The following is a 13,451-nucleotide window of genomic DNA, read 5'->3' as shown; positions in this document are numbered from 1 at the left end:
TATTTCATTATTATCGTCAGGTGATTTTCAACATAATTGTCAGGAATAAAATTATGAGCGATCTACTAAAACGTCTTGAAAATCTTTCACCAGAAAAACGAGAATTAGTCCTACAAAAACTAAAAAAGCAACAGCAACTATTTGGACAGGATAATGATAGGAAAACTCCACTTCTAACACCCACATCGAGACAACAATCTCTTCCTCTCTCTTTTGCACAAGCTCGACTGTGGTTTCTCGACCAACTAGAAGGCGAAAATTGTGCCTATAATGTCCCTTTTTTCTGGCAACTTAGTGGATTTCTGAATATAGCTGCTTTAGAACAAGCTCTTAGAGAAGTTGTTCAACGTCATGAAGTCTTACGCACTAGTTTTGCAGTTGTCGATGGCGAACCAATACAGGTGATTCACGCTCATCCCCAACTGACGATGCAAGTGCTAGATTGGCGACAATTGACGGAAGAGAACCAGTTAAGCAAAGCGCAGCAGTTAGCGACAGAAGAGTTACAACAGCCATTTGACTTATCAAACCCTCCTTTACTGCGGGTAAAGTTGTTGCAACTGACTGACCAATCTCATCTGTTGTTGCTCGTCATCCATCATATTGTTTGTGATGGCTGGTCAATGCAGATATTCAGGCGTGAATTGTTCAGCATTTATAGCGCACTTTGCGCCAAAGAAACGTCTCCATTACCCGAATTATCTCTGCAATATGCCGATTTCGCTCACTGGCAAAGACAATGGCTACAGGGAGAGGTACTCGAAACCCAACTTAATTACTGGCAAAAACAATTAGCCGCAGTTCCACCCCTGTTAGAATTGCCCACAGATAGACCCCGCCCATCAGTTCAAAGTTTCAGAGGGCGTAGTGAGTTTTTAGAACTGAATCAGGATTTAACGCAGAAGTTGAAGCGTTTAAGCCAGGAATCAGGAACCACTCTCTTTATGACTTTACTGACAGTATTTACGCTGTTACTGTCGCGCTACAGTGGACAGGAAGATATTGTTGTTGGTTCTGCGATCGCTAATCGCAATCGTCGAGAGACAGAATCATTAATTGGATTTTTTGTCAACACCCTAGCTTTACGTACCAATCTGCAAGGAAATCCAACTTTCTTAGAATTACTGCAACGGGTGAAGCAAGCAACTCTAGATGCTTATGACCATCAAGATTTACCCTTTGAGAAACTAGTCGATGAATTAGGTTTAGAGCGATCGCTCTCTCATCATCCCCTATTTCAAGTGGCTTTTAGCTTGCAAAATGAAACCCAACAGCAACTAGAAACCAATGGATTAACTCTGACCCCCTTCAAGTGGGAAAACACAACGACTCTGCTTGATTTGTCGCTGATTTTCCGCGAAACTCCTCAAGGTTTAATAGGAGAGTGGGAATATGCAACCGATTTGTTTGCAGCTAAAACTATTCAACGGATGACGGGACATTTTGCAGTTTTACTTCAGCGAATTGTCGATAATCCTCAACAACCCATCGATACTCTACCGTTGATTACAGAAGCTGAACGTCAGCAACTGCAAAACTGGAATCAAACTCAAACTGATTACCCGGACGATAAAACTTTGGTTGACTTGTTTGAAGCTCAAGTCGCCAAAACTCCTGATAATCTCGCCTTGGTTTTTGAATCTCAAAGCTTAACTTACCAACAACTCAATCATAAAGCCAACCAACTCGCTCATTATCTAATTCAAAATCACCAAATTCAGCCAGATACCTTAATTGGTATCTGCGTTGAACGGTCTTTAGAAATGATTATTGGTGTACTCGGTATCCTCAAAGCAGGTGGTGCATACCTGCCGATTGACCCTAGTTATCCAGAAGATCGGATTCAGTGGATGTTACAAGATAGTGGAACTTCGGTGTTGTTAACCCAAAGTTTCCTGACAGAAAAATTAGCTCTAACTCAACTAGAAAATCCCTGTCAGATAATTTGTTTAGATCAGACAGATTTTTCTGAGACGTTAATAGATAATCTCAGTCCAAAAAGTACACCTGATAATTTAGCGTATGTAATTTATACTTCTGGTTCGACGGGACGACCCAAGGGGGTGATGATTGAGCATCGAGGGTTGACTAATCTGGCTTCTTCTGTAGCTAACACTTTGCAAGTTCAACCCCAAAGCCGTTTTCTTCAGTTTGCTTCTTTTAGTTTTGATATTTCTGTTGCTGAAATTGCTCCCACTCTAGCCACGGGTGCTTGTTTATATCTTGCTAAAAAAGACACTTTGTTACCCGGTCAGGGCTTGGTTGATTTTTTAGGCGATCGCAAAATTTCTCACATTATTGTACCGCCTTCGGCTTTATCGGTATTACCTCAAGCGACCTTACCCGATTTGCAAACTATAGGCGTTGGTGGTGAAGCTTGCCCAGCAGAATTAGTGGCACAATGGGCAACTGGGCGACGTTTATTCAATGGCTATGGCCCTACGGAATCTACAGTTAGTGCGAGTATAGCCATTTGTCAACCTAATGGCAAAAAACCACCCATTGGTAAACCGTTATCCAATGTCCGCATCTACATTTTGGATACTCACAATCAACCATTACCCCCAGGAATACCTGGAGAATTATGCATTGCTGGCGTTGGTTTAGCACGAGGCTATCTCAACCGTCCCGATTTAACCGCCAAAAAATTCATTGAAGTTGAATTATTTGGCAAAATTGAGCGAATTTATAAAACTGGCGACTTGGCAAGATGGGAAGATAATGGCAACCTTGAGTATCTCGGTCGCATTGACGATCAGATTAAACTACGGGGCTTCAGAATAGAGCTTGGTGAAATTGAATCGCTATTATTGCAACACCCTTCAGTTAAAGAAGCGGTTGTTATTTTATACGAAACTGATCATAATCCCAGGTTAGTTGGTTATATTACGGCGGCAGAAAAATCCAGCAATTTAGGCAGTCAACTCAAGGATTATCTGAAAATTCGCCTGCCGAATTATATGGTTCCTAGCCAGATTATGGTGTTGGATCAGTTGCCCCTTACACCTAACGGTAAGCTAGATCGCAGAGCGCTACCAGCACCAGATACAGTCACTTCGACTAACTTTGAAATACCAGTCACGCCAACGGAAAAACTGCTGGCGACTTTATGGCAAAGTCTCCTGAAAGCTAAGTCCGTTAGCCGCCAAGATAACTTCTTTGAATTGGGTGGACATTCTCTGTTAGCAACCCAATTAGTTACCCGCATTCGTGACAGTTTTGGAGTGGAATTGCCTGTCCGCAAGGTATTTGAGCAAAGCATTTTATCTGAGTTGGCAATAGAAATTGACAAAGCATCTTCAGTAATTGCTTTACCTCCCATCACACCACAACCTGAAAATGCTCCTAAAACTCTGTCCTTTGCTCAATCGAGGCTCTGGTTTTTAGCCCAACTTGAAGGCACTGGAACCTCGGCTACCTACAATATGTCAACGGCTCTGCAACTTGAAGGCAAGTTGAATATAGAAGCGTTACGTGCAAGCTTTGATTATCTCCTCGATCGCCATCCCATTTTACGCACCTATTTCCCAGCCTTGGAGGGACAGCCGCAAGTAGTCGCCCAAAATCTAGAGGATATAGAAGTACTGGCAATCGCAGATTTACAATCACTTAATCCCCAAACTCAAGCAGAAACTGTACAACGGTTATCAGATACCCACGCCCAAGAACCCTTTGACTTAAATACCGGCCCTCTGTTCAAAGCGAAATTGCTGCAACTGGGCGAACAGAAAAACGTACTGCTCTTGAATATGCACCACATTATTAGTGATGGCTGGTCAATGGGGGTATTTAAGCGGGAATGGGAACAGGCTTATTCAGCTTTTGCTGCGGGGGATGCTCCAAATTTGCCACCGTTGCCGATTCAGTATAGCGATTATGCAGCTTGGCAGCGCAGTTGGTTACAAGGAGAGATTTTAGAAAATCAGAAAAATTATTGGAAACAACAACTAGGCGATGCTCCCCGATTGCTAGATTTGCCTACCGATCATCCCCGTCCAGCACAACAAAGTTACGAAGGTGGGCGCGAGGAATATTGTTTGAGTGGCGAATTGACTGAGAAACTCAAAATCGTCAGTCAAAAACACGGGGTTAGTTTGTTTATGACCCTGTTGACGGCTTTTAATATTTTGCTATTGCGTTACAGCCGTCAAGAGGATTTATGTGTTGGTTCTGCGATCGCTAACCGCACCCACAGCCACACAGAAGGGTTAATTGGCTTTTTCGTCAATACATTGGTATTACGGAGCAAAATCAAGCCAGAGCAAGCATTTAGCCAGTTACTCCAAGAAACTCGCCAAACTTGCTTAGATGCTTATGCTCATCAAGATATTCCCTTTGAATATTTGGTAGAACAGTTACAACCAGAGCGCAGTTTGAGCCATAATCCCTTATTCCAAGTGATGATCGTGTTGCAAAACACCGAAGGGGCGGGGACAAATGTTAGTTTACCAGGGCTTGATATTCAATGGTTGGATCAAGATTATCCATTTGCCAAGTTTGACTTGACACTTGACCTTTGCGAAAGGGATGGTCAACTACGCTGTATGTGGGAATATGCCACCGATTTATTTGAGGCAGAAACCATTCGGCGCATGGCGGGACACTTTGAAGCCTTGCTGGAAGCAATCACTGAAAATCCCCAGCAGATGGTCAGTAAGCTGCCCTTGATGACAACAGCAGAAATCCAACAACTGCAACTTTGGAATAAAACTAATACCGATTATCCCAAAAATCAGACTTTAGTTACTCTGTTTGAACAACAAGCAGCACAAACGCCCGATAACATTGCGGTGGTGTTTGAAGACCAAAGCCTGAGTTATCAAGAACTGAACCAAAAAGCTAATCAGCTAGCGTATTCTCTATTAGAACTCAAAGCAGAGCAACAATTACCTGATAATCCATTGATAGCGATTTGCGTAGAGCGATCGCCAGAAATGGTTGTTGGCTTGTTTGGTATCCTCAAAGCAGGTGGGGCGTATGTACCAATTGACCCCAATTACCCACAAGAACGCATTCATTTCATGCTCGAAGACTGTGGAGCAAGGGTTTTGCTAACCCATAGTCAACTCAAAGATAAATTAGCGATCGCAAATAAAGAAACTCTCCCCCACCCCCTAGTAGAGACGCGATTAACCGCGTCTCTACCGAAGGTACTATGTTTAGATAAAGATAACTTTGCCAATCAATCTACAGATAACCCAAGTTGCCAAAGTCAACCCAATGATTTAGCTTATGTCATTTACACATCAGGCTCCACTGGGCAACCCAAAGGTGTACAACTACTACACCGTGGTTTAACTAACTATTTGCACTGGGCCAAAGACTTTTATGCAGTAGCGCAAGGGCAAGGTACACCTGTGCAGTCTTCCCTTAGCTTTGATGCAACCATTACCTCTCTTTACCTACCTCTAATTTGTGGGCGTACCACCACATTAGTCAGAGAAAAACAAGAAATTGAAGCTTTAGCAAACATCGTCAAACAGAACAAACATCTCTCCCTTGTCAAAATCACACCGTCCCATCTGGAAATCCTAAATCAGCAACTCAATGCTGATGCTATGCCAAATCGGGTTAATGCCTTTGTTTTAGGCGGTGAGGCATTACATACCAACCAGATAAGACCGTGGCTGACTTATGCCCCCAATACCCGTTTGATCAACGAATATGGGCCAACAGAAGCGGTTGTGGGGTGTTGTGTCTACGAAGCAACTGGGAAAATCGATCTAATTGGCGATTTATTAATCGGACAGCCAATTGCTAATGCACGTATTTACATTTTGGACAACCAAAACCAACCCCTACCTCCTGGTATTCCTGGCGAACTTTGTATTGCGGGTGCTGGTTTAGCCCGTGGCTATCTCAACCGTCCCGAACTGACAGCAGAAAAATTTATAGAACTCGACTTATTTGGCGAACGAGAACGAGTCTACAAAACCGGAGATTTAGCCAGATGGTTGCCTGACGGTAATTTAGAATATCTGGGGCGAATTGACAACCAAGTAAAACTGCGCGGCTTTCGGATTGAATTGGGTGAAATTGAAGCCTTGTTAGCCAAACACCCGAAAATTCAGCAAGCAGTTGTGATTTTACAAAGAGAAGATGCGATCGCTCAACGCTTGCTAGCTTATATTGTACCCACACCAACAGATAAAGACTTTGAAGATAAAAGTCTGCAAGTTGAACAAGTCGAATTATGGCAACAAGTTTTCAGTGATAGCTATTCTCAGCAACAAACCCCAATCGATGATCCAACTCTGAATCTAGCTGGTTGGAATGATAGCTACACAGGAAAACCCATTCCCCAAGCAGCGATGCGGGAATGGCGAGATACAACGGTTGCCCAAATTTTGGAACTTGAACCCAAACGGATCTGGGAAATCGGTTGCGGGACAGGGATGTTGTTGTTTAAAATTGCGCCCCATTGTCAGCATTATTTGGGTACAGATTTTTCACTTGAAGCGTTGCAGTATATTGAACAACATCTCAAACAGCAGTCTCTTAACGATAAAGTTACTTTAAAAACCAGTGCAGCTAACCAATTTGATGCTATTGAGACAAATGCTTATGACTTGGTAATCATCAATTCTGTTATCCAGTATTTTCCCTCTCTGGATTACTTTTTACAAGTGTTGGAGGGAGTTGTTAAAGCTGTGACAACTCAGGGTTCGATCTTTATTGGAGATGTGCGTAATCTTCAACTACTAGAAGCTTTTCACACCGCAGTCGAGTTTTATGGCGCCCCCGATGATCTGTCAATTAGAGACTTGCGTCAACAGATTAAAAAAAGCATTGACACCGAAGGCGAATTACTAATTGATCCTGATTTCTTTATCGCCCTAAAACAAAGAATTCCTCGGATTACTCAGGTGCAAATTCAATTACAACGGGGTTATGCTCAAACGGAAATGAGTCGTTTTCGTTATGACGTTGTTTTACACCTAGATCAGACAGATACTCCCGTTGCCGAACCACAATGCTTAGATTGGCAAGGTGAAAAGCTGAATTTGGAAACAATAGGAAGAATTTTAACAACTCAGCAACCGGATTTGTTACGCATTAACAATATTCCGAATGCTCGTCTAACCTCAGAAATGGCGCTGTTAGAAGAAATTGCCCAATTAGATAGTACTGTTTCAGATTTAAAAGCCGCAATTGCCCAAGCCAAACCGGGGATAGAACCCGAAGTGTTCCGAATAGCGGGAGATTTACCTTATACCCTTTTTATCCAATACAGTTCCACAGGGTTTGCTAATTACGATGTTGTTTTTCAACGAAATATCCCCGGACAAGTTACATTGCCACGATTTACTCAAGGGGAAAATTTACGACTCAAACCTTGGCAAGATTACGCAAATCAACCGTTGCAATATCGCACCAATCAAGTTGATCCAACAATATTCGCCGAATGGCGGGAATTTCTCGGAAAAACTCTCCCTGATTATATGATTCCTAGCCATTTCACTGTCTTAGAAAAACTACCACTAACACCAAATGGAAAAGTAGACCGGAAAGCTTTACCTGCACCAAATGCAACCGTTTTATCAACAGACATTGAATTACCTGTAACCTCGACAGAAAAATTGCTGGCCCAATTGTGGGCGAAGCTGCTTAAATATGCAGCAATCGCCCGCCATGATAACTTCTTCGACTTGGGGGGTCATTCTTTATTAGCCACTCAACTGTGCTACCGCATCCGCGACATATTCAAAGTAGAACTACCTCTGCGTAGGGTATTTGAGTATCCCACCCTCACTGAATTAGCAAATTATCTCGATACCTGCATTTGGATTAATGCCTCCACCGCAGATATGCAACCTTTAAACTCAGACGAAGAGGAGATTGAACTGTGACGCAAGTATGACCTGGAAAAGGATCAATTGCCAATTACAGCAGTAGTCTTTTGTCAAACGAAATCTGAATGTTTTCTTTTTTAAGGAGTATAAAACAATGGAAACCCTTCCTATCAAAATTTACGATGATACCCTGCGCGATGGAGAACAACAAGCGGGCGTTTTCTTCTCTTATCCAACTAAACATCAACTTGCCTATTTAATTGCCCAGACGGGGGTTCATGGCATCGACGTTATGCCCTTTATCTGTGAGCAAGAAACTGAACTAGCTAAAACATTAATATCAAAAGGATTGGATGGTCTGATTTTTTCGGCTACCTTAATGAACAAGAAGTTCATTGATCAAGTAAAAGACTGCGGTATTAAGCGAATCGTCATGATCTATGCGCTTTCTGACCGACTACTCTTTTTGAGAGATCCTCAGATCCGTTTGATGAGCGAGTTTCAAGGAAAAACCATTGATGATGACATCCCAGCCAAAGTAATCGATAGAATTCGCCAAAATGCTATTGATTCAATTGTCGAAAATTTGCACTATGCCACAAAGGTTGCGGGACTCACCGTAGACTTTGCAGGCGAGGACACCTCAAGAGCCGATTTTGACTTTTTAGTGCAATGTATCCGCTCTTTTAGTCCTTATATCGAACACTTTGTCCTCTGTGATACAGTGGGAATTCTCACTCCAGAAAAGAGCTATGTCTGGCTTAATGACCTGCTCCAATCTACTACAGGAGTAGCATTGGGTGTACACTACCACAATGATATGGGTATGGCTCTCGAAAATACCCTCCAGTCCCTGATGGCGGGAGCGACTTTAATATCGGGTACTTTTTGCGGGATTGGAGAGCGAGCCGGAAATGTTGCCATTGAGCAGGTGTTAAATGGGTTGCGAGTCCGCTTTGGAATTGAAGTCAGTGGAATTAATTATGATGCGATCGCAGCAGTAACTGATTACATTGATCAATTAGGAGTTCGTCCCGCTCGTCCTTACTCTCAAGGTGCTCAAAGGCATGAAACGGGTGTTCATATCAATTCTTTGTTGTCTGACTCCAAAAGCTATGATGCTTTTGCTCACAGCACTATAGACGTTATTTTCGGCAAATGGAGTGGAGCTAGTAATTTCCAATATCTGTTTGAAAAACAACTCCACAATCCCCAATCTAGAGAGCAATATGAGAAAATGCGCTCCGCAATCAAATCTCTTGCTATTGAAGAAGAACGCTATTTTACAGCAAACGAAGTGTTGGAGTTATGGAAAAATGGGGCTTTTAATTAATCCGTGCGATCGCGCAGCGTCTCCGTTCGCGCAGCGTCTCCGCCAGGAGAAGGAGAATCGCATTACCTGTGGGAACGAAAAGAAAATTGAACTATGACACAAAAAGAGCAAGTAGTTTCTTTAATGCTGCGTTTGCAGAATATCGGATGCCGAATTTGGGCTGAAGATGATAAATTACGTCTGCGTACAACCAAAAACGCCTTAACTTCTGAACTCAAGCAGGAAATTCAAGCCAACAAAGCAGAGATATTAGCCTTCTTAAATTCTGCCAAAGCCGGATCTGTCATTGCAGAAGAAATTCCAACCTTGCCAGATGATGCCCCAAAGCCCCTTTCCTTTGCTCAACAACGCCTCTGGCTGTTAGCACAACTCCAAGGGCCATCAGCTAGTTACAATATGCCGATGGTTTTACAACTAGATGGAAACCTCAATATTGATGCTTTGCATTCTAGTTTGGCCTATCTGCTGAATCGGCATGAGAGTCTGAGGATGTATTTTCCCACAGTGACGGGACAACCTCAAATTGCGATCAAAAATTTAGATGACATCGAAGTTTTAACTGTACAAGACTGGCGAAACCTTAATGAACAAATTCCGTCTCCAACTATCCAGCATTTTATCGATGCTCATGTTCAAGAACCCTTTGACTTAAATACTGGGCCTTTATTTAAAGCAAAATTGCTGCAATTCAAAGGGCAGAAATATGTGTTGCTCATCAATATGCACCACATTATCAGTGATGGCTGGTCAATGGGAATCTTTGTCCGTGAGTTACGACAAGTTTATACCGCCTTTTCTGAAAGTAAGACCCCAAAGCTGTCTCCATTAGCCATTCAATACAGCGACTACGCAAACTGGCAACGAAACTGGTTACAAGGAGAAGTCTTAGAAACCCAGATCAAGTACTGGAAAAATCAACTCAGCGATGCTCCCCCATTATTGGAGTTACCTACCGATTATCCCCGTCCAGCATTACAAAGCTACCGAGGCGATCGCGATCGCTATTCCTTACCGTCTGAGTTGACTCTTGCCATTAAAACTTTAAGTCAACAGCAAGGCGCAAGTCTATTTATGACTTTGTTGGCAGCTTTCAGTATTCTGCTTTCTCGTTACAGTCGCCAAGAAGATTTATGTATTGGTTCTCCTATTGCTAATCGCACCCACAGCCAAACAGAAGGATTAATCGGCTTTTTTGTCAATACTTTGATACTACGTAGCCAAATCAAACCTGAGCAAAGTTTTATCAAGTTCCTACAACAAACTAGCCAAACTTGTTTAGATGCATACTCTCATCAAGACATTCCCTTTGAGTATCTGGTAGAACAGTTGCAACCAGAACGCAGCATGAGCCATAATCCCTTATTTCAGGTCATGTTAGCACTGGAAAATAACGAAAGTCCCGACCTAAGTTTGCCAGGACTAGAGATTGAATGGCTCCCATTAACCTATCCGTTTGCTAAGTTTGACCTAGCAATTCTGGTCATAGAATCTGATAACCAGCTAGATTTAACTTGGGAATACGCCACTGATCTCTTTGATCAGAGCACTATACAAAGGATGGCGGAACAGTTTGAAGTTTTACTGAAGGGAATTGTTGATAATCCTGGGAAACCTATCAATACTCTGCCTTTGATGACAGCGCCTGAACTTCTACAACTGCAACGCTGGAATCAAACGGAAAATGATTATCCCCACGATAAAACTCTAGTTGAGATATTTGAACAACAAGTTGAAAAAAATCCTCATAATATTGCTTTAGTATTTGAATCTCAACAGTTAACTTATCGAGAACTGAATCAAAAAGCGAACCAACTAGCTCATTATCTAATTCAAAATCACCAAATTAAGCCAGACACTTTAATTGGTATCTGTGTTGAACGGTCTTTAGAAATGATTATTGGTGTACTCAGTATCCTGAAAGCAGGTGCGGCTTATGTGCCGATTGATCCCAATTATCCTAAAGAACGGATTGGGTTCATGTTAGAAGATTCTGGGACATCGGTGTTACTGACGCAAAGTTTCCTATTAGACCAATTACCCTTAGCTAACCTCAAAAAACCCTGTCAGATAATTTGTTTAAATAAGGTAACTTTTGCCGAAGCTTCAAAAGAAAATCCTAGCCCTCAAAGTACGCCTAATAATTTAGTTTATGTAATTTATACCTCTGGTTCGACGGGACGACCAAAGGGGGTGATGATTGAGCATCGCGCAATTGTCAATTTAAGTTTGGCTTGGGCTGAAACTTTTCAAGTTCAATCCCAAAGCCGTTTACTTCAGTTTGGTTCTTTTAGTTTTGATCTATCTATTGCTGAAATTGCGACTAGCTTCGTCACGGGTGCTTGCTTGTATCTTGCGAAAAAAGAAACCTTGTTACCCAGTCAAATCTTAGTTGACTTTTTAGCTGATCACAAAATTACCCACAGCTTTTTATCTCCCTCGGCCTTATCTATTTTACCTTCAGCAACCTTACCCGATTTGCAATCCCTAACTGTTGGTGGCGAGGCTTGTTCAGCCGAATTAGTTACTCAGTGGGGAAAGGGAGTGCGTTTCTTTAATTGCTACGGGCCTACGGAATCTACGGTTAATGCTGCGTTAGCTATGCTTGCCCCAGGCATCGCACTCTGTCATCCTAATGGAAAAAAACCACCCATTGGTCAACCATTACCTAATATCCGTATCTATATATTAGATGCTCAAAATCAACCATTACCCCCAGGAATACCTGGAGAATTGTGCATCGCTGGTGTGGGTTTAGCACGAGGCTATCTCAACCGTCCCGATTTAACCGCCGAAAAATTTATCAACATTGAGTTATTCGGTAAACTTGAGCGAATTTATAAAACAGGCGACTTAGCAAGATGGCGAGATGATGGAAACCTTGAATATTTAGGTCGCATTGACGATCAGATTAAATTACGGGGCTTTAGAATTGAACTTGGTGAAATTGAATCGATTTTGTTGCAACACTCATCAGTTAAAGAAGCAATTGTCATTTTATATAAAACTGAGAGCAACCAGAGTTTAATTGCTTATGTAACGGGAATCAACAATGATTTGTCTACCCAACTTAAAAATCATCTTAAATCCCGTCTGCCCGATTATATGATACCTGCTCAGATAATCGTATTGGATGAGTTGCCTTTAACTCCCAATGGCAAAGTTGACCGGAAATCTTTACCTGCTCCAAATGGTGTAGTTGAGGGCTTATATGAATCCCCACGCAACGCAGTTGAACAGCAATTGGCACAAGTTTGGTCTACTGTCCTCGAACATCAAAACATTGGAATTCATGATAACTTTTTCGACTTGGGCGGTCATTCTTTATTAGCTATCAAACTACTCAATAATATTCAACAAGTCTTCGAACAAAAACTTTCTTTAAGTAATTTATTTCAAAATCCTACTATTGCTCAACTCGCAGAACAACTTTGGAACACTGAGGTTCAACAGTCAAATCCCGATTTACTTTCACTTCAACCTCAAGGAAATGCAACCCCTCTATTTATTCTTCCTGGCGCAAACGGACACGGCTTCTATTTTCGAGATTTGGCAATCAATTTAGGAACTAAGCGGCCAGTGTATGGACTCGAAACTCCGGGACGAGATGGCTCTAGCGCACTCCCTGATTCAGTAGCAACTCATGCGAGTCAACTGATTGAGCTATTACGTAAACAGCAACCTAAAAGTCCATACATATTAGCAGGATACTCTTCAGGTTGTGCCGTTGCTTTTGAAATAGTTTCCCAACTCGAACAGCAAGGTGAAACGGTGAGTTTACTAGCTATTTTGGACGCTGGACTAGTTTCTAAGCCAGAGTATTTTACTGATAGATCAGAGCTTGATTGGATTTGGCAATTGATTCGACGAATTGAAGTCTTAAAGGGAGTTTCTTTAGGACTGCAATACGACGATTTAGCGACTCAACCCAATGACCGAGCTAGGTGGGATTTAGCAGCAAACTATCTATACCGACATAATGTTTTACCGGAGCACTCCACCCTTTCTTTACTCAAAACTAATATGAAAGTGATGAAAGTGCTAACGCTCAATTACGCAAATTATCAGCCTACTCATGGAATTTCTGCTCCCATTGTTTTATTCCGCGCTCAAGAAGTTCAGGAGATTGTTTTGCAAGAACTCCAAGCTATTTCTGATTACGACCTACCCGATTGGGGATGGCAAGCCTATACTCAAAAGCCTGTAAAGGTGATTTCTGTACCTGGAAACCACGGACTTATGCTTTATGAACCCAATGTCAAACTATTAGCCACACAATTACAAGTCTTGATGCTAGAGGGAGCAAAGTAGAGTATTCTGACTCCTTA

The 13,451-nt window shown here is 42.1% G+C and carries 3 protein-coding genes; all 3 read left to right on the top strand.

The window, feature by feature from the left end:
- Nucleotides 1-53 precede the first annotated feature (53 nt).
- The 3 genes from H6G92_RS06980 to H6G92_RS06970 all read left to right on the top strand — a co-directional run bounded on the left by H6G92_RS06980 (nucleotide 54) and on the right by H6G92_RS06970 (nucleotide 13,434).
- Complete coding sequence (locus H6G92_RS06980) at nucleotides 54-7,850, top strand: non-ribosomal peptide synthetase (protein WP_190892183.1); 7,797 nt, start codon at nucleotides 54-56, stop codon at nucleotides 7,848-7,850.
- A 97-nt stretch (nucleotides 7,851-7,947) separates the two neighbouring features.
- Nucleotides 7,948-9,126, top strand: coding sequence for a 2-isopropylmalate synthase (locus H6G92_RS06975; protein WP_190892181.1), 1,179 nt, complete (start codon nucleotides 7,948-7,950; stop codon nucleotides 9,124-9,126).
- Nucleotides 9,127-9,219: 93 nt separating this feature from the next.
- Complete coding sequence (locus H6G92_RS06970) at nucleotides 9,220-13,434, top strand: non-ribosomal peptide synthetase (RefSeq protein WP_190892178.1); 4,215 nt, start codon at nucleotides 9,220-9,222, stop codon at nucleotides 13,432-13,434.
- The last annotated feature ends 17 nt before the right edge of the window (nucleotides 13,435-13,451 follow it).

The sequence above is a fragment of the Nostoc foliaceum FACHB-393 genome, assembly GCF_014698505.1.
Classification (GTDB): Bacteria; Cyanobacteriota; Cyanobacteriia; order Cyanobacteriales; family Nostocaceae; genus Nostoc; species Nostoc foliaceum_A.
This window is presented reverse-complemented; position numbering and strand designations above follow the sequence as displayed.

What these genes read in the sequence shown, in the direction of transcription:
- H6G92_RS06980 (WP_190892183.1), top strand. Translation starts at nt 54, where the DNA reads ATGAGCGATCTACTAAAACGTCTTGAAAATCTTTCACCAGAAAAACGA.
- H6G92_RS06975 (WP_190892181.1), top strand. Translation starts at nt 7,948, where the DNA reads ATGGAAACCCTTCCTATCAAAATTTACGATGATACCCTGCGCGATGGA.
- H6G92_RS06970 (WP_190892178.1), top strand. Translation starts at nt 9,220, where the DNA reads ATGACACAAAAAGAGCAAGTAGTTTCTTTAATGCTGCGTTTGCAGAAT.